Origin of the sequence: Fortiea contorta PCC 7126, from assembly GCF_000332295.1 — a bacterium.
In the GTDB taxonomy this organism is placed as follows: domain Bacteria; phylum Cyanobacteriota; class Cyanobacteriia; order Cyanobacteriales; family Nostocaceae; genus Fortiea; species Fortiea contorta.
The window spans coordinates 173,462-191,400 of the sequence record NZ_KB235931.1 but is presented as its reverse complement, the minus strand read 5'-3'; the positions used below and the strand labels follow the sequence as shown (position 1 = coordinate 191,400).

16 protein-coding genes are annotated in these 17,939 nt (G+C 43.9%); 5 read left to right on the top strand and 11 right to left on the bottom strand.

The features are described from left to right. Positions 1-110: 110 nt before the first annotated feature. Positions 111-722, top strand: coding sequence for a helix-turn-helix transcriptional regulator (locus tag MIC7126_RS0125220; protein WP_040630773.1), 612 nt, complete (start codon positions 111-113; stop codon positions 720-722). Between the two features lie 89 nt (positions 723-811). On the opposite strand, the gene MIC7126_RS0125215 is transcribed toward MIC7126_RS0125220, so the two are convergent. Further along, positions 812-2,371, bottom strand: a complete 1,560-nt coding sequence (locus MIC7126_RS0125215) for a mechanosensitive ion channel family protein (RefSeq protein WP_017655907.1) — start codon at positions 2,369-2,371, stop codon at positions 812-814. Positions 2,372-2,486: 115 nt separating this feature from the next. On the opposite strand from MIC7126_RS0125215, the gene MIC7126_RS32130 reads away from it, so the two are divergent. After that, positions 2,487-2,693, top strand: a complete 207-nt coding sequence (locus tag MIC7126_RS32130) for a WD40 repeat domain-containing protein (protein WP_017655906.1) — start codon at positions 2,487-2,489, stop codon at positions 2,691-2,693. 3 nt (positions 2,694-2,696) lie between these two features. Then, positions 2,697-3,398: a WD40 repeat domain-containing protein gene (locus MIC7126_RS0125205; protein WP_017655905.1), complete on the top strand. Its 702-nt coding sequence runs from the start codon at positions 2,697-2,699 to the stop codon at positions 3,396-3,398. A 42-nt stretch (positions 3,399-3,440) separates the two neighbouring features. On the opposite strand, the gene MIC7126_RS0125200 is transcribed toward MIC7126_RS0125205, so the two are convergent. The 5 genes from MIC7126_RS0125200 to lpxB form a co-directional block, all read right to left on the bottom strand. After that, positions 3,441-4,658 carry an ABC transporter permease gene (locus MIC7126_RS0125200; protein ID WP_017655904.1) on the bottom strand — a complete coding sequence of 406 codons (1,218 nt, stop codon included), beginning with the start codon at positions 4,656-4,658 and terminating at the stop codon, positions 3,441-3,443. Continuing rightward, on the bottom strand, positions 4,655-6,127 hold the full coding sequence (locus tag MIC7126_RS0125195) for an efflux RND transporter periplasmic adaptor subunit (protein ID WP_017655903.1): 1,473 nt from the start codon (positions 6,125-6,127) through the stop codon (positions 4,655-4,657). Before MIC7126_RS0125195 ends, MIC7126_RS0125200 begins: the two co-directional genes overlap by 4 nt. Positions 6,128-6,496: 369 nt before the next feature. Further along, complete coding sequence (gene mnmH, locus MIC7126_RS0125190) at positions 6,497-7,564, bottom strand: tRNA 2-selenouridine(34) synthase MnmH (protein ID WP_017655902.1); 1,068 nt, start codon at positions 7,562-7,564, stop codon at positions 6,497-6,499. A 449-nt stretch (positions 7,565-8,013) separates the two neighbouring features. Beyond that, a complete protein-coding gene (locus MIC7126_RS0125185; RefSeq protein WP_017655901.1) occupies positions 8,014-9,312 on the bottom strand; it encodes a DNA cytosine methyltransferase in 1,299 nt (432 codons plus the stop codon). A 112-nt stretch (positions 9,313-9,424) separates the two neighbouring features. Further along, positions 9,425-10,591, bottom strand: coding sequence for a lipid-A-disaccharide synthase (gene lpxB, locus MIC7126_RS0125180; RefSeq protein WP_017655900.1), 1,167 nt, complete (start codon positions 10,589-10,591; stop codon positions 9,425-9,427). Between the two features lie 27 nt (positions 10,592-10,618). On the opposite strand from lpxB, the gene MIC7126_RS31465 reads away from it, so the two are divergent. Continuing rightward, on the top strand, positions 10,619-10,792 hold the full coding sequence (locus MIC7126_RS31465) for a hypothetical protein (RefSeq protein ID WP_154656027.1): 174 nt from the start codon (positions 10,619-10,621) through the stop codon (positions 10,790-10,792). A gap of 111 nt (positions 10,793-10,903) precedes the next feature. Here MIC7126_RS31465 and lpxA read toward each other — a convergent pair whose 3' ends face one another. From lpxA to purC, 5 genes are all read right to left on the bottom strand, one after another. Further along, positions 10,904-11,722 carry an acyl-ACP--UDP-N-acetylglucosamine O-acyltransferase gene (lpxA, locus tag MIC7126_RS0125170; RefSeq protein ID WP_026100516.1) on the bottom strand — a complete coding sequence of 273 codons (819 nt, stop codon included), beginning with the start codon at positions 11,720-11,722 and terminating at the stop codon, positions 10,904-10,906. Between the two features lie 260 nt (positions 11,723-11,982). After that, positions 11,983-12,498 (bottom strand): 3-hydroxyacyl-ACP dehydratase FabZ, encoded by a 516-nt coding sequence (gene fabZ, locus MIC7126_RS0125165; RefSeq protein WP_017655897.1) that lies wholly within the window; start codon positions 12,496-12,498, stop codon positions 11,983-11,985. An 81-nt stretch (positions 12,499-12,579) separates the two neighbouring features. After that, a complete protein-coding gene (gene lpxC / locus MIC7126_RS0125160) occupies positions 12,580-13,431 on the bottom strand; it encodes a UDP-3-O-acyl-N-acetylglucosamine deacetylase (RefSeq protein WP_017655896.1) in 852 nt (283 codons plus the stop codon). A 287-nt stretch (positions 13,432-13,718) separates the two neighbouring features. Then, a complete protein-coding gene (locus MIC7126_RS0125155; protein WP_017655895.1) occupies positions 13,719-16,028 on the bottom strand; it encodes a BamA/TamA family outer membrane protein in 2,310 nt (769 codons plus the stop codon). Positions 16,029-16,234: 206 nt separating this feature from the next. Next, entirely contained in the window at positions 16,235-16,972 is a 738-nt protein-coding gene (gene purC / locus MIC7126_RS0125150; RefSeq protein ID WP_017655894.1) for a phosphoribosylaminoimidazolesuccinocarboxamide synthase, read from the bottom strand. A 658-nt stretch (positions 16,973-17,630) separates the two neighbouring features. Here purC and MIC7126_RS0125145 point away from each other — a divergent pair. Further along, a complete protein-coding gene (locus tag MIC7126_RS0125145) occupies positions 17,631-17,894 on the top strand; it encodes a DUF7219 family protein (RefSeq protein ID WP_026100515.1) in 264 nt (87 codons plus the stop codon). Positions 17,895-17,939 lie beyond the last annotated feature (45 nt).

Sequence of the window (17,939 nt, the reverse complement as noted above, 5' to 3'; positions counted from 1 at the left end):
AGAGCATCTACCTGTATCTGCATGGATAAATTGTTTTGTAGATAGAGTGCATATTTATAGTTAACTGCACCTATTAATGAATAACTAATCTTTTGCAGATTTAAGCTTATATGATGACCCTGACTAAGACATCGACAAAAGCAGTAAATAAAACCAACAAATTAGATACCTTTGATTGCCAAAAATCACCACAAACTGCGTTTTTGCAAGCTGTAATCGAATCTTTAGAGGATGGTATATTAATTGTCAACGATGAAGGTAAATTAATTCATGCTAATGCGTCTGCTCGTTTAATTTGTGCCCAGTTAAACCAAGAAAATCAAGCAAGCTTAGTACCAACAATTATTTGGGAGCTTTGTCAAGCATTAACTGATAATCAAAATTCGCCATCTGAACACCTGAGCATGATCTCAGATGAAATTGTCTTAAACCAGTCAACAATATTTCGAGTCCGAGCCAGATTGGTAAAACTAGAAGAATTTTCCATACCTTATTTTTTAATAACAATTGAAAACCGCTATGAGTCAATGAAAAATACAGCGATCGCCGAAATTCAAAAATATGAATTAACACCCAGAGAAGCAGAAATTTGGTGTCTTCATCGAGTTAATTGTAGTCGTAAGGATATAGCCGATCAACTCTACATCTCAATTAACACAGTGAAAAAGCACATGAAAAATATCCACGCCAAGCGACAAGCTTTTCTAGAATTGAAGCATTAACAGTTTTAATTAAAGCAATTCCTAGTTACTGAGGTATATCCTAGCTATCCTAAGCGCCCCTAGTTCCTAGCTCCTAACCTCATTGATAACTATTTTTCAGCACTAACTTTTACTCCTAAAGCATCTGTAAAACTCTTACGCAGAATACGCTGTATTTGCAGATGCTTACCTGACTTGACTTTCGTCAACGTTCGTAGCAATAAATTAGATTCTCCCAAGCTTTCTACTCCATCCACCAGTGTGGCTTCGAGGATATCGGGATAATCTGCTTTTAACTGTTCTCCTACTTCCTCAATCACCTTGTACACATGAGCTAAGTTGGAATCATAGGGAACGCTAACTTCTACAACTGCATAAATATACTGTTTAGAATAATTAGCAATGGAACCAATATCACCATTACGAATAATCTGTAATTGACCATTGGGATGTCTAATCCGAGTCGTTCGCAGTTCAATTGCTTCTACAGTTCCTTCGACAACTTTATCTTCTGATTTCCCCGCTTGGATATAGTCACCGACTAAGTAATAGTTTTCAAACAAAATAAAAAAACCGCAGACTATATCATTAACTAAAGTTTGCGCTCCAAAACCTACAGCTATACCCAAAATTCCTGCACCAGCAAGTATGGGAGCGGGATTGATATCGAGAGTATAAAGAACTGAGATGATAGCCCCAAAGTAAACTAAATATTGTAAAAAACTTTGAACTAGAGGAACCAGAGTGAGCCGTCTACTTGTCTGAATATCATCTAAATTTCCATCTTTAAATAAGACCTCTTCAATCAATAAGCAAAAAATATCAAACAACACACGACTGATGAAGATAATACCGATTATCTGCACAACTCGCGGCCCATACACTGCAATGTAGGCGATAAATTTGACTTGCTGAATCACTAATGTCGCCACGCAGATATAGACCACAAACTCCAGACATTTTTTCAAAAAGGGAACGAGATGTCGGAGGCGATCGTAAAATCTCAGCAGGTTGTCAGGACTAGAGTACCTGAGGCTGAGAGCATCCAAGCTATCAATAATAGCAGTGATGGCTTTAGGTATCAGTAAACCGACGGCAACAATCAGATAAATTCGCAATATGACGTACAAATACTCTAATATGACTACTGGCACTTTGAGAAACTTGCTACACCAAATAATAGCCCATAGCCAAACGCCACTAGTAATGATGTTATTCAGGTTGGCAAAAAAAGCATCAATACTTTGATCGTCAGCGGTATTTTGTTCAAAATTCTTAGCGCGAATATTCGCTACATTGAGCCAGTAGCGTAAAAATTTCAGTACAATCGCTGCTAAAAATAAAATACCAATACTTTGAGCAATACCAATTCCTAAAGTTACCCAAAATCCCGATGGAATACTTTTAATTAAAGAAAGTGTATATTTTTGAAGGTTTTCACCTCGATAAATTAAATAACCATTAGCACCGATAATCGCAATGCACAATACTAAACAAATAAATAACAAAATCCCTGTGATATTCCGACGCAGAGTTTTGATACCCCTACCCTCGTTTTTGATTGCAGAGTTTTTTAAAATCAACTTAAAGACTTTGTTGATAATCCAATTTACTACTAAGAAAACTAAGATTAAAAGAGTGACTTCAGCACAGATAATCAATAAATCCATATTTGGAAGATGAAAATCAATATTTTTACTAAGTTAAATATATTACATTTTAAGCTCAATATATAGCAGGTTACATTCTGTAGCGATTGACGATAGTCCAGAACAAAAAGAACTATTGTTATCTGGCTTAATTGAGAGACACAACGGCTATCTCAAAATTAAAAATCCCATTTATCGCCACGTTTTTAATTCTGAATGGGGAGTAGCATTTAGTCCCGATGGTCAGACTATTGTTTCTGCTAGTCTCGACAAAACTATGAAACTGTGGAACATTGATGGCACAGAACTGAGGACGCTCAGAGGACATAGTGCTTCTATTTAGGGAGTGCGTTTCTCTCCTGATGGCAGCTTTATTGCTTCAGCAGGTGCAGAAAACCAAACAGTAAAAATCAAGCGGCGAGACGGGACTGATGTTGCTAGTTACAAAGATACCCACGGTAATATCACAGGCGTGGCTTTGAGTCCTGATGGTCAAGCGATCGCTATTGCGAATGTGGAGAAAATTGCTCAAATATGGCGCATCAACAGCCCTAAATCCCAAATTCTCAAAGGACATAAAGCAGAAATCTGGCAAGTTGTCTTTAGCCCTAACGGGAAAATGGTAGCTACAGGGAGCGGTGACAATACCGTGAAGTTGTGGACAGTAGATGGTAAGTTATTGCAAACATTCAAAGGTCACACAGCCGCAGTTTGGGGAGTAGCGTTTAGTCCCGATAGTCAAATAATTGCTTCTGGTAGCGTGGATGCAACTATTAAACTGTGGAAATTAGATGGCACAGAAATAACTACCCTCAGAGGTCATACCGCCGCTATTCGTAAAATCGCTATCAGCCGCGACGGGACTTTCCTCGCTTCAGGAGGTGACGATAACACACTCAATATCTGGAATTTACCCCAAATTCTCAAACTTAATGCACTCGCTGATGGTTGCGCTTTTGTGCAAGATTATTTGCAAACTAACACAGCAGTGGCACAAAGAGCGATCGCTCTTTGTGCCAATTCCACAATGTCCCATAGTAGCGGATAGGGGCTATTTTTAAGGCAGTCTATTCTGCAACAAAATTCGCAACTAAGCACTACGCAAAGCCACAATCGGGTCAAGCTTCGCCGCACGACGCGCGGGAATTACGCCAAAAAATAAGCCAATTCCTCCAGAAATTCCCACCGCCATTGTAATCGCCACGGGGGAAATTCCTGCTTGCAGAGGGGTGACAGCAGCCACTAAAAAAATCCCGCTGACACCAACTGTAGTTCCCAGCAAACCACCAACCGCAGAGACAATCACCGCCTCAATCATAAACTGTAGCAAAATGTCTTGCTCTGTCGCCCCGATCGCTTTCCGCAATCCAATTTCCTGAGTGCGTTCTGTCACCGAAACCAGCATAATATTCATGATGCCGATGCCGCCGACAAACAGAGAAATACCGGCGATCGCTGCTAACATTACAGTTAAAGCACTGCTAATTTGACCAACAGTTTGCAAAGCGTCTTTTTGAGAACGGATCGTGAAATCATCTTCACCAGTTAATTTGTGCCGTCGCCGTAGTAAATTGGTAATTTGAAACTGGGCTGCGTCCACACTCTCGGCATTTTTAGCAGAAGCGACAATATAACTCACCTCCAATCCGTAGGGAGAAGTTTGACCCACAATCCGGTTAGCGGCGGTCATAATGGGCACCAATGCGGCTTCGTCGTAGTTTACCCCCAAAGTTGAGCCTTTACCAGTTAATACCCCAATTACTTGAAAGCTGGTGTTTTTAATTCGCAACTGCTGACCGACAGGATTACTGTTACCAAAAAGGCGTGTTTTTAAATCTGCACCCAAGACCACCACTTGGTTGCTGCGCTTCATATCTATATCTGTAAAAAATCTGCCTTTGTCTACCTCAAAATCTCGCACAATTAAAAAGCTGGGAGTTGTGCCAATGATGTTGATATCGGTATTTTTATTACCGTAAGTTACCACTTGGCGACTGTTCAATTCTGCAGCCACCTCTGCTACTGTGGGTACTTGAGTAGCGATCGCTTGTGCATCTTCTAAAACCAGTGTTCTGGGAACATCCCTAGATATGCGTTGCGTTTCCTGATTTCCTGGAAGCACAAACAGGATATTCGGCCCCAAAGACTCTAACTGTTGAGCAACGTACCTCTGCCCACCTTCACCGATACCAATCATGGCGATCACAGAGGCGTTACCAATTACAATACCTAGCATGGTTAAGGCGCTCCGCAACTTGTTCGAGAGGAGAGTTTTTCCCGCCATGTTAACGCTTTCTAGGAAGTTCATTGATTTTGTTTAGCCTTCTGCTTCTCGATTTTATAATCTTGGGGTAAGTCTACGAATACGCGATCGCCTGCTTTCACTCCCCCCAAAACCTGAGTTTGGTCTTGAATTTGCGCTCCTACAGTCACTTCTCGGAATTGGGGCTTTTGATTAGCATCGGGTATTAGCACACCAGTCTTGCCATTTTCTGTAACAATAGCTACAGTTGGTAACACCAAAGCATTGTTCAGGCGATCGCCCAGAAAGGTCAAATCGACATTCAAACCAGAACGCAATTTATCAGTACCAGTATCTAGAGCTACCCTGACCTGGAAAGAAGTTACACCTTGTTCCACCACAGCTTCCGGCGCAATTAACCGCACCCGTCCCTGAAAAACTTCATCAGGATAAGCATCGGCGACAATTTCCACCTGTTGTCCCTGCTTAATTCTGCCAATATCTGCTTCTGGAACCTGCGCCAAAACTTCTAAACCACGCGCCACAGCCACAATCGAACTAGAAGTCGCCGACGCGCTGGTTGACGCTGAGGTGGTAGGAGTGACGAACGCACCGATATTGGCGTATTTTTGTGTCACAATTCCCGCAAAAGGAGCACGAATAATTGTATTTTCCAGCCGCACCATCGCCGCTTTTACCTGCGCTTGCGCTGATTTAACTGCAGCTTGGCGTCGAGCGATTTCCTCTGGGCGAGTACCATTTTGTAACAGTACTAACGCCGCCCGTGCTTCCGTAACCGCCGCTTCCCGTTGGTCAATTTCTTCACTACGACTACCACTTTGCAACAGTGACAAGCGTTTTTCTGCTTCCGCTAAACCAGCTTTGGCTCTTTGGTCTTCAGTGATATATTGTTCCAACTGGTCTTGAGAAGTCGCACCTTGCTGCGTCAACTCACGATAACGGTTTACCCGCGCCTGGGTGAGATTTACCTGGGCTTTGGCTGAATTTACCTGGGCTTGGGCTTGTCCAATTTCCTGGTCACGATTACCCGCACGGGCCTGTTGTAGTTGCGCTTCTGCTTGGGCTACACGCGCCTTGGCTTGAGAAATTTCTTGAGGACGACTCCCCGCTCGCGCCTCCTGTAATTGAGCTTCTGCTTGGGCTACATTGGCACGGTATTGCAATATTTGCGCTTGGATATCGCCGATGTCCATCCTAGCAATAATTTGTCCTTGCTGTACGCGATCGCCCTGCTCAACATCCAACTGCGCCAGTACCCCTGGATTCTTGGGACTAATATTTACACTCTGCACCGGTACAACCTTACCACTGGCAGTAATCCGCAGCGTGACATTTTTTGTCGCCACCGGGACAGTAAGTTGGCTAATATCTTGCAAATTTTTTCCCTGATTCACCAAACTCCGAGTAGTTGCTGTCCCCACAACTACCGCTCCCACTGCTATCAGCCCCATCAGCCAGCGTAGTGGATACTTAACTTTCTTGCCAATAAAGGGAATTTCTAAATACGTGGTCATAACAGCAGCCTGTGAAAATGGCTTGACTAAAGTAGTTGTTAGTTAACGGACGAGTAGGGGAATTGACAGTTTCTCCAACTTCAGGAAAATCTCCAGTAGAAATACAATTGACTTAATAATTGCTTTATTTTTAGTCCATTTTAAACCTTAACATTTCTACATGACTTCACCTGAATGGGTGAACCTCCCATCATCTCCCAAGGTAGAAACGCTACGTCGTTAGTGGAATACAGGGGCGAGGGGTTGGGGGTGAGGGGCTAGGGGCTAGGGAAATATACTTTGCACATTTCATCGCGTATGTAAACGCTAGCTGTAACATTTCTCCATTACACAAATTACACATCTAACCCCTAACCCCTCATCTCAAAATCATTTGACCGCCACACGATTTAGCAATAAAGCATCTAACAAATCATCAATACTGTTATCAGATAAATCTGGTATATCTAACACTAACTCAGGTTGGCGAAAATATCGTTTAATCGATTTTTTGTATGTGAGATCATAATGTGACTGCAAAATATCCTTAACAAATAATTCCCATTTACCAGCATTAATTAATTGATACCACTGACTGAATTTTTCCCAACCACATCGAGGTTGCAACTTTTCAATTTTTCTTTGCAAAATATCAGGATGAGCAACAAGGTGAGGATATTCTTGTAAAAGAAACTCAACTCTAGCAGTTATTGGTAATTGCACTTCCACACAGTTAGCTAGTTGCATTTGTTCCCATAAAGCAGGTGGCAAAAAAACCTTCCCAATTTTGGGACTTTCTGATTCTACCCACACTGGTTGATGAGGATTAAATTTTTGTAACTGTTCTAATAGTAGAGTTTCAAAGTACTTTTGAGATGGTTGCAGCGCCACTTTACCTCGCCATTCTTCACCCAGCAAAGAACCACGATGATTCGCTAAACATTCCAAATCTAAAACTTGAGCGCCGCGTTGACGCATCTTCCCTAAAATATGCGTTTTCCCACTACCAGTGAAACCGCACAACAACCGATAAGTAAATTGCTGAGGTAAATGTTCTAATTGCTGGCGAACATAAGCCCGATAAATTTTATAACCACCTTGTAATACAGTCACTCGCCAACCAATCTGCGCCAGCGCCAACGCCATACTCCCAGAACGCTGTCCACCCCGCCAGCAATACACCAAAGGATGATAATCTGGGTCTTTAGCCGCAAAATGTTGACTTAGATGCTGATAAATATTTTTTGATACTAAAGCGGCACCAATTTTACGGGCAGTAAACGCACAAACTTGTTTATAAATCGTTCCTACTTCAATGCGTTCGGCATCATTTAGCACTGGTAAATTAATTGCACCAGGAATGTGATCTGTGGCAAACTCATGAGGTGAACGAACATCAATGATTTCGCTGTAAGTTTCAGTCCAAGGCTGCTGAGTGTGTGTGTGAGAAGGTGGCATAAGGATTAAACTCTAGCTTGCTCAATTTTGACGCTCCCATAACTTTAGTGGTGAGATTCTGTGATTGGGGTAATTTAAATAAATCTATGTAAATGGTGCGTCAGACAGACCAAAGATTGTAAATATCTTGCCCACAGCAGCCAGCTAAAAATTAGCCACAGTATAGTGTAAAATAGCCGTCTAAATCCTCACAAGCACTAGCTAATCGGTATTTTGTTAATGAACAGAGCATCAGACACACAATACAAGAACTAGCTCATAGCCGCAAGAGTGCGATCGCCCCTCAGTGCTCAACTACGAAAAAAAAGTATGAAGTCTGAAGTCTGAAGCCTAAAATCATAAACTTGTATATTAAACTTTTGATAGATTTGTAATAAGTACTTTATTTCCGCCGTGGCGTACTAGTTTTGTTGGCTCGACGAAAGAAGGAACAATAAAAATGTCTCTCCCTAACCCCTAACCCCTATCTCTTCATAACGCTGTGTAGCCTGTACTAACCGCAACTGTAGCCACCTCTGTTCACCTAATTCTTGCCAATAACTAGGCTGCGAAACCACCACATTTAAACAGCGAATAATCTCTGCACCTACAGCCTTTGCTAATAGTGGTGGTACAGAATTTCCCACCTGTCGAAATCCGTGCCATTTAGTTACATGAAATCTAAACCAATCTGGATAAGAATGTAGTCGCGCCGCTTCTCTAACAGTAATACATCGCGGTGTGAAGGGATGAATTGGTCGAGGCGAGGTAAAAGAACCTTTATTTTTATCTGTACCCGCTCTTAAAGTATTGCAAACACCATCAGGATGTAATTTATAAAAACGGCTAATCGATTCCTTCTCGCCTTTAGCTGTAGCTGCAAACCGCTCAATAGTCGCATTGGAATGTTGAGTTCTCAAGCTTGAAGAAAGCAGATGAGAATCAAATTTGCGTTGGTAAGAATAATCATTTTCTAACTTAGAAATACCACGTAATGATAAAGCATAATTACTCGGTTTACCATAATCCGCAATTACCCAATCTCTTTTAATTAAATCTGCATATTCTTCTACTTCTGGGATATCTCCAATTGCATCCCATACCGTGGGACTATTAGGCAAAGAAGATAATTTATTAATTTTAGATTTTTTAGGATTAGCTGGTTGAGTAACTGGTGGCGGATATGTCGGTAATTCTAAATCTGCTCTCGCACCCAACAAAAATAATCTTTCCCGTGCTTGAGGTACACCGTAGTGAGCAGCATTTAAAATTTGATAGTTTTCTTGGACTTGATAACCTTTATTTTTAAATTCACTAATCAAGGTTTGCAGAATTTGTTTATGTTTACCGACGGTGATACCGCGAACATTTTCCATCACAAAATATTTGGGTTGTAACTCCACAACCAACCGATGAAAATGGAAAATTAAAGAGTTACGCGGGTCATCTAAAATTCGTTTTCCCATAAGTGAAAAACCTTGACATGGTGAACCGCAAATCACTACATCAATTTCTTGCTCGCCAATTGCTGATAACTTTCTAATTTCTGTCCCAGTCGTCTCTACCACGCTTTTACACAGCACCGACCAAAAGGGAAAATTAAACTCATGAACAGCGCAATGAATGGGGTCAATTTCCACAGAAGCCAACACATCAAAACCGGCTTGTTCAAAGCCTAAACTCATACCGCCAGCGCCAGAGAACAAGTCAACTGCGATTGGGCGTTTACCAAAACTATTGGAGTGGGAATGCTGTTTTTCGAGCCTCATTTGCAATTGAGATTTTGACTGATTGACTCTGATATGAGTGTTGGCGCTGGCGACGACGGCGGTTATGGGCAGAAGATGTGCTAGCAGAATTTAGCTTAACGCTACAGTGCTATTAAAGCTTGTGAGTCATCATTTGCAAGATTTCTTGAGCAGCGCGATCGCACACTCCCAATTCTCCCAAACATTGTCGCATTTCTTGATAATCTGCTAAAGTTTGCTGTCTGCGTTCAGGATTTAGCAATAGCTCCATCGCTGCTTGAGTAATATTCTCTGGTGTCGCTTGCTCTTGTAAAAATTCTGGCACAATCGGCTTCATCACCATCAAATTAGTAGGGGATGCAAAAGGTATGGAACCTTTGAGGATTTTGCGACCAATCCAGGCCGTAATTGGATTTAGGCGATAAACAACCACTTGCGGTACATTTAACAGCGCTAGCTCCAGGTTAACAGTACCAGATTTGGTGATCGCAAAATCAGCCGCTGCAAAAATTTCCTTTTGTTGACCTGAGACAATCGTAGCCTGCAAACCATAGCGCGCAATTGCTGCCGTTATTGGTCGCCTATAGTCTTCTAGAGACAGAGGTATCCAAAAATGCACCGCTGGTAACTTCGCCTGGATATTTTGTGCAGCTTGCAAAATTACTGGTAAAAGATATTTTAATTCTTGGCGACGGGAGGCAGGCAAAAGAGCGATCGCTATTTGTTCTGGTGCTATCCCCAATTGTTCACGGGCTGCGTGGCGACTGGGGGCGTTCTGCATCCGGTCAACGAGGGGATGCCCAACCCAGGTAACTTTCGCCCCTTGCTGGCGATAATAACGGGCTTCCTCTGGAAAAATTGCTAACAGATGGTCTGTGAATTTCACAATCCGGTCAGTGTTACGCAGGCTGAGTGACCACACCCACTCTTGGGGAGCAATGTAATAGACCACAGGCACCTGTGGCAAATGCTCCTGCAAGTAAGTGCCGATGCCGAGATTTGGCCCCATGTAATCAATTAAAATCACCAAATCAGGGGGATTTTGTTGCAAATAGGCGATCGCCCGCCGCTGCACTTGAATTGTGGGTAAAATATAGGGTATAGACTCTAACAGCCCCATTGAGCTAATAGCCGTAGTATCACCCACCAAAGTTGCCCCCGCCGCTGCCATTTTTTGACCGCCCAAGGCTGTAATCTTCAGTTCCCAGCCTGAGACAGCGGCTTGACGCTGCAGTGCATCTATAAGCAGCGAGCCTTGTAAATCGCCAGAAACTTCACCGGTGCTGATAAATATCTGCATTTAGAAATAGGAAATGGGGAACGGGGAGTGTGGGGGGTGTGGGGAGATGGGGAGATGGGGGGTGTGGGGAGTGTGGGGAGTGTGGGGAGTGTGGGGAGGTGGGGGAGGTGGGGGGTGTGGGGAGTGTGGGGAGTGTGGGGAGATGGGGAGATGGGGAGATGGGGAGAAAAAGAATTAAAGAATTTATGCTTACGCTTGTGATCTTCTCTGTTTTCCTAAGCTTCCCACACCTCCCACACCTCCCACACCTCCCACCCTTCCCACACTTCCCTCTCCTGCTACACTTCCCCATGCACCATTCCCTACACCGCATTAAGATTCATCACTGACGCTTGGTTTACTCTTTCCTGGAATTAAACCACGTCTACCCGGCATCCGCGAAAGCAATAGGAAGCGTCGCAGGTTTTGCAGTTCTTCCGTATCTCCTAGCATTTCTAGCTGTTCCAAAGCATCTGTAAACGATAAATTAGAACGATAGAGAATCCGGAAAGCTTTTTTGAGAATTTGCAAGTTACCTGGACTCATCCCGGAACGTTTCAGTCCCACAAGATTGAGAGTCCGTACCCGCGCCGGATTACCTTCTACAAGCATGTATGGTGGCACATCCCGGTCAATGCGAGCCATTCCGCCCACCATCGCCTGTCTACCAATACGCACAAATTGATGCACACCCAAAACACCGCCTAACCTGGCGCGTGATTCGATGTGGACATGACCAGCTAAAGCTACTGAATTGGGAATAATCACATGGTCTTCAATAATGCAATTATGAGCCACATGGACATAAGCCATCAATAGATTGCCATTGCCAATTACCGTAGCTTCTCCCGCACCAGTGGCACGGTTAATCGTCACGTATTCTCGAATTTGGTTATTGTCACCAATTTTGACCCAGCTAGGCTCTCCCACATACTTGAGATCCTGGGGTTCCATACCGATAGCTGCACCTGGAAAAAACTGATTGCACGCCCCAATCTCACACGGCCCTTGTAGCACCACATGAGCGCCAATAATAGTTTCAGGGCCGACTTTGACATGCTCTCCAATCACAGCATAGGCACCGACTTGCACTGTAGGATGGAGTTCCGAGTTAGGATGGACTACAGCAGTTGGATGAATAAGCGTCTTCAAGGGTGAATCTCCAGAACTGACTTGAGTGCTGTGTGTTAAGGAACCGAAAGTGTGTGTGGGGCAAGGCAAATTCAGTGTGTGCCTCTCTGGACAAGCCAGCTACAGGTAGTGTCTCGGCAGAGAGGGCGAGGAAACTTAAGAGAATATAAAATGCTGTTATGGCTTGTTTATTTTACTGCTATCCTGGCCAGGACTCAGCTAAAAGCACTTCACGGCTGTGCAGACCATAAAAGCATAATATTTTTAGATTAGATTAGTAGTTAACTTATCAGCGAGAACATCAGTTCACCTTCAGCAGCGACCTGACCATCGACCTCAGCTTTACCTTGCATCTTACCGAAACGACGTTGTTTCACCCACATCAGTTCCACGGTGAGAATTAGCTGATCACCCGGTACTACTTGGCGGCGAAACCGGACTTTATCGATACCAGCAAACACAAACAGTCCGCCTTCCAACTCTGGTAATTGTGTCATAACAATACCACCCACCTGTGCCATTGCTTCCACAATCAGTACTCCTGGCATCAGTGGGCGTCCTGGGAAATGACCGGGAAATTGGGGTTCATTCACAGTGACGTTTTTGACACCTACTGCTTTTTTTCCTGGCACATAGTCAATGATCTTATCTACCAGTAGAAAAGGATAACGATGAGGTAGCAATTTCTGAATTTCTTCAGCCGAGAAAGTGGTCTTGACTACAGGCGCGGTTGTAGCTTCCACAATAGTTGGATTTTCTGTAGATGCAGGTGCATTGGATTCGGTGAGGATTGACATTGGCTGTGTGGTTAGTTTTCAAGCTGGGATTTGCGTAGGTGGGTCTGGAAAGTCTCTAGAATTGGGGATTTTAGACAGCATCTAAAATTTCAATTCTAAAATTTTCTGAGCCAGTTGAATGTGTAAATTATGGCTGGCTTTGTACGCCAAGAAATGAGCACTGGGGAAATTGCCCAGTAAACTTAAATCTCCTACTAAATCCAAGATTTTATGACGTACTGGCTCATTTGCAAATCTCAATGGCGGATTTATCCATCCATCAGGGCCGCAAATGAGGGCATTGTCTAAGCTACCACCTTTGATTAAACCAGAGCGCTGTAGATGTTCGATTTGATGCAGCAAACCAAAGGTACGAGCGGGAGCAATTTCTGTGACAAAGCTAGCAGAGGCATTTTCGCAATTATCAGCCATTAACCAACTGTGCCATTGATTACCAATAGCAGATAATTCAAAGTCAATCCCGTAGCTAAAACGAGTTTCTGGTGCAGGGATAGCAGCCACAAAAGTATCGCCATGATTTATCCAAATTGGCTCTTTAATTACCAAGGGTAATTCACCATCAACGAGTGTTTGGGAAACTAAGCCTACTTGGGCGATGCTTTCTGCCCACAGTCTTGCAGAACCATCCAATAGTGGGACTTCCGGCCCGTCAATTTCTATACGGGCGTTATCTACACCCATTCCTGCCAGGGCTGCTAATAAATGTTCTACAGTGCGAATACACGCCAAATCTTTTCCCAATTGTGTCGAAAGCACCGTTTGACTGACCGCTGCAACTTGGGCGGGAATGATTGGTAAATCGGGCAAATCCACTCGCACAAAATACCGCCCGCTTCCCGCGTCTTGCGGCAGAATCCGCACATGGGTACTGACACCGCTGTGCAGTCCTACCCCCGTTTGTGTAATTTCTGCTGCTATTGTGTGTTGTTGCATGGGCACTTTGACTGAAGGATGAAGTCTGAAGTCTGAAATCTGAAATCTGAAGTCTGAAGTCTGTAGACGCCTGTAAGGCGGCTTGCCGCAGGCTAGGATGAAATTACCTCATTTATTAACCAGCTGGTGTTGTGCGTCTGGGTATACGCAAAACTTTATCTGAGGACTGGCTCTTATTTGAACAGTATTGAGGTAAATGTAAAAATTAGCAAGAGCAGGGGATTAGGGGCTAGGGATTAGGGGCTAGAAAAGAGTAATGCCCAATGCTCTATCCCCAATGCCCAATCTTAAAATCTTTCGCCAATCCCAAAGTTAATTCGGCTATCTCCGTCATCGTTGATACCGTAGTCGATGCGAATTGGCCCTAGTGGTGATTGTACGCGGACGCCAACACCATAGCCGTAGCCACTGCCATTTTTATTCAGCACTTGGGCTGCTCTGGTACTACTGCCTAAATCGCTACCATAATCGAAAAAGAGGGCGCCGCTGACTACTGAAAATACTGGGAAGCGATATTCAACGGATGCTTGTACATAAGAGCGTCCACTGCTTAAAGTTCCTTCTTGGTAACCACGGACGGAGTTGCTACCGCCTAAGGTAAAGGCTTCGTAGGGGGGTAAGTCTCCTAGGACTGTTCCTCCTTGGAGGTTAAATGCTAGGGTTTGTGCTCCTTTGCTGAAGCTAATTAACTTGACGGGGATGTATTGACTGTAGCTACCGCGTAATCTGGTCAGGAAAATATTACCTGAGCCTATGGGTACTGACTGGTCAACGCCAAAGCGGAGATAAGAACCGCTGGTGGGTTGTAAAGGATTATTACGGCGATCGCGTTGTGCTCCTAGTTGCAATAAAATCAAGTCGTCGTCGCCTGTCCCTGACTGAGTTAAGGGCACTTCTACGCGCTGACCATTTTCAATTCTGGGGGCACCATTTTCAAATACTGTTCCTTTGGTTCTGGCGTTACCATCACCATCCCTAGCAGAAACTCGTTGATATTGCAAGCCGGCTGAAGCTGTCCATTCGGCATTTTGGTAGGGATTACCTGAGAGGGGGCGGGTGAAGGTGATCCCACCTCCTAGGCGGACGATGCGGGGGCGATCGCCTCCGGTGGGATTTGGCTCATCTGCAAGGGTTTGAATATTCTTATCTTTGCCGTCAAAAATTAAGGAAATCGAGCGACGGCGGAATAAGTTCGCTGTGTAGGAAGTGCGGTTGGGATCGCCACCAATCCAAGGATCTGTGAAGCGGAGGTCAAATAATAGTTCTCGTTCCCCTACTTGTAATTCTGCGCCTAATTTCTGGTTTCTACCGCCCAGGTTTTGCTGTTGATAACTGATGGTACCAAATAACCCGCTAGCGGAGCTAATCCCTGCCCCAGCGGCGATAGATCCACTGTTGCGTTCAGCCACATTTACTACTACATTCACCCGGCTGGCGTCGCTACCTGGATCAAGGGAGACATTCACGTCTTCAAATAAACCCAGTCCAAATACCCGTTGCAAGTCTCTTTGGATGATGTTGCGGTTAAATACTTGTCCTTTTTTTAACTCTAATTCCCGTGTAACTATGTAGTCTTTGGTGCGTCCCCGGATTGGTTGTCCTTTTTCGTCTGTCTCTTGTCCTTCTTTGTTGCGGAATCGGACTCGAATGTCTTCTACCACCCCTTCAGCTACCTGGAGGGTGACGACTCCATTTTCGGAGACTTTGGGTGAGCCAACCACGTTCGCTAGTACGTAACCTTGGTCTTGATAGCGTTTAGTTAACTGCTTGATGCCTTCTTGTAGGTTTCGTAAATTGAGGATGCTGCCATATTGGGAACTGAAGACTTCATCTGCAGTTTTCGCAGGGAGTACGGAAGCAACATCTGTTCCTGGGTTGGCTTCTATTTGTACTTTGGTCAAAACTGGGTTGGGCTGGACGACAAAACTCACGCGCACGCCCAAGGGGGTATCTTCTGGTGATGCTTGGACGTTGGAGAAGAAGCCAGTACCAAAAATAGCGTTGATGTCTTCTTGCAGTTGGGAGCGGGTAGTTGTCCTTCCTGGCTGAGTCCGAATGGCTCTGTAGACTTGGTTTTCTAGTTCTGGTGATAGTTGTCCTGTCTCGGATCTAACTAACACTTCTGACACTAGTACACGGGGTTCATCTGTTGGTGTTGTTGTTCCTGGTGGCGTGACTCCTGGATTCGGTTGCGGCGCGGGTTGCTGATTACCTGCAGGGGGAACTGCGGGAGTCACGTTCGGTTGCGGCGCGGGTTGCTGATTACCTGCGGGGGGAACTGCGGGCGCTGGTCTGGGGTTGACTGGGGGAGTTTGTGCAGTCTTTAGCGGCGTCGCTGTCGCTGGTAATTGGGTAGATAATTTAGAGAATTCGGTGATTGCTGGTGAATGCAATCCTGTCAGGAACTGTGCACCTGCTGAGTTAGAAGAGTTAGCGGCGGATTTAAGCTGCTCACTAATCGGCGGCTGATTTGCTACCGATGGAAAGATTTCTGTTGTTTGATTTGAATTGTCAGCGGTTTGAGCATTTGCACTCAGCGAACCACTCAATGGGGCTGCAACTGCAACTGCTGCTACCAATAAAGGAGATAAACGCATTTTATTTAAATTCCTCTTCACTTCCACACACCGTCACAAGGCAATAATACTCTTATGTAAACTTTCTCAGGGGTTGGGGATTGGACAAACAAGGGAGTCAGTCTCTTGGGCGATTTTACCGCGCTACCTGCCACAACTTGCAACCAAATCAAGGCAATGGCTTGATTTGAGTCAATAGGGTATTAGATATTTCTCCCCGTTCCCATTTAATTTTTACTATCTACCACTTGCAGCACTCTTTGTAAAACCTCCTGGTAAGCATCCTCTACGTTTCCTAAGTCACGACGAAAGCGGTCTTTGTCTAGCACGCGGCGATTAGAGTCTGGTTCTGCAGTATCCCACAGGCGACAGGTGTCGGGACTAATTTCATCGGCTAGAAGCACTTGCTGTTGTGAGTCCAAGCCAAATTCTAGTTTGAAGTCCACTAGGGTAATCCCGCACTGCTGCCAGAAATTAGTCAAAAATTCATTGATTTGCAATGCAAGATGAGTAATTGTCTCAACTTGTTCCGCAGTTGCTAGTTCCATTAAGTAGAGGCGAGCGCGTGTCAACAGTGGATCTCCTAGTTGATCATTTTTGTAATAAAACTCTACCAAAGGTTGTTTCAAAACTGTACCCACTGGTAATCCTGTTTGGTGACACAAACTACCAGCGGCAATATTTCTCACCACGACTTCTATTGGCAAAATTTTTACCGCTTTTACCCGCATTTGATTCGGCGCTGGGCTATCGATAAAGTGAGTTTTAATCCCAACTGCTTCTAATTGTTGAAATAAACGACTAGATATGGTGCAATTTATAGCTCCTTTGCCGATAATGCTGCCGCGCTTCTGGGCATTAAAAGCAGTAGCATCGTCTTTAAAATCAGCTAACAAAACTTCAGGAGCGTCGGTTGCGTAGAGAATTTTTGCTTTGCCTTCGTATAGCTTGGAATGAACAGACATGGCAGGAGGTAGGATTTACAGTTGATGGGCAGCTTTGGTTTTTTTCGGCAAAACCATTTTATCTTCAGTTATTAGCCATTAGTTAGTAAACTATAGTTTGGTGGCGAAAAATCACTACTAATGAGTGGTTAGGAACAATTTCCTTCGCTAGATGATTGAGTCCGCCTAAAAAATTATTTTTTTATAGAGTAATTAAAATTGCTGTTTCTAGCAGTTAATTTTTAGCAACAGAAAAAATAGTATACTCTGATACTTTACAAGTATAGCAATTGAAGTATGGGTGAAGAGATTTTGAAGGTGTGGATGTCAGGAATTGTGATGTTTTTACCTCCTGCCTTCTGCTATGGAGTTTCAGTTGAGACTTAATGAGAGTCAGTTTTTTAGATAAAGGATCGTCTAAAATAAAGTAGATTGGCAATCTAGGGGCGATTAAACTACCCTCTGTTTGCCAATTTTGCCATAAATTCGCTTGTATATTCGCTGTTCTGGAATTTTACGCCTTGTGCTGTTTTGTGAAAGCTAGAACTAAATAAATTCACCTAAAAACCGATGGGAGACAGATTGATCTGATTGCTCCCGCTTCGACGGAAGGATGAAAATTGCTAATGTTCAGCTTCAAGTCTAAAGACGGGAGAAAGTTGAATAAGTGGAGAGAACAATAGTGAACAAAGATGATTTTCTCTATCCTCGGGGGCGCTACTATGGTCAAGTAAAGCCAGAGAATTTAGTATTTAATGCTAATCTACAAGAATTTGCTCAGAAAGTAAGTTATATATGTAACTTAGAAACTGGGGGAAAGTTACCGCCTGATGAGGCCTATGAGCAAATCAAAGCTCTTTGGAAGCATTTAAAACAAACAAAGAAACAACTGAAAATCGGAGAGGATCCTTTTAACAGCGATCCAGATCAATCTTCAGATTGAGAGGTTGCTCAATTTCTCAAAGCTTTAATTTGGAGATGTTGAGCG

Bases quoted from the DNA above. Each gene is read 5' to 3' on its own strand.
- MIC7126_RS0125220 (WP_040630773.1), top strand. From the start codon at position 111: ATGATGACCCTGACTAAGACATCGACAAAAGCAGTAAATAAAACCAAC.
- MIC7126_RS0125215 (WP_017655907.1), bottom strand. From the start codon at position 2,371: ATGGATTTATTGATTATCTGTGCTGAAGTCACTCTTTTAATCTTAGTT.
- MIC7126_RS0125200 (WP_017655904.1), bottom strand. From the start codon at position 4,658: ATGAACTTCCTAGAAAGCGTTAACATGGCGGGAAAAACTCTCCTCTCG.
- MIC7126_RS0125195 (WP_017655903.1), bottom strand. From the start codon at position 6,127: ATGACCACGTATTTAGAAATTCCCTTTATTGGCAAGAAAGTTAAGTAT.
- mnmH (WP_017655902.1), bottom strand. From the start codon at position 7,564: ATGCCACCTTCTCACACACACACTCAGCAGCCTTGGACTGAAACTTAC.
- MIC7126_RS0125185 (WP_017655901.1), bottom strand. From the start codon at position 9,312: ATGAGGCTCGAAAAACAGCATTCCCACTCCAATAGTTTTGGTAAACGC.
- lpxB (WP_017655900.1), bottom strand. From the start codon at position 10,591: ATGCAGATATTTATCAGCACCGGTGAAGTTTCTGGCGATTTACAAGGC.
- fabZ (WP_017655897.1), bottom strand. From the start codon at position 12,498: ATGTCAATCCTCACCGAATCCAATGCACCTGCATCTACAGAAAATCCA.
- lpxC (WP_017655896.1), bottom strand. From the start codon at position 13,431: ATGCAACAACACACAATAGCAGCAGAAATTACACAAACGGGGGTAGGA.
- MIC7126_RS0125155 (WP_017655895.1), bottom strand. From the start codon at position 16,028: ATGCGTTTATCTCCTTTATTGGTAGCAGCAGTTGCAGTTGCAGCCCCA.
- purC (WP_017655894.1), bottom strand. From the start codon at position 16,972: ATGTCTGTTCATTCCAAGCTATACGAAGGCAAAGCAAAAATTCTCTAC.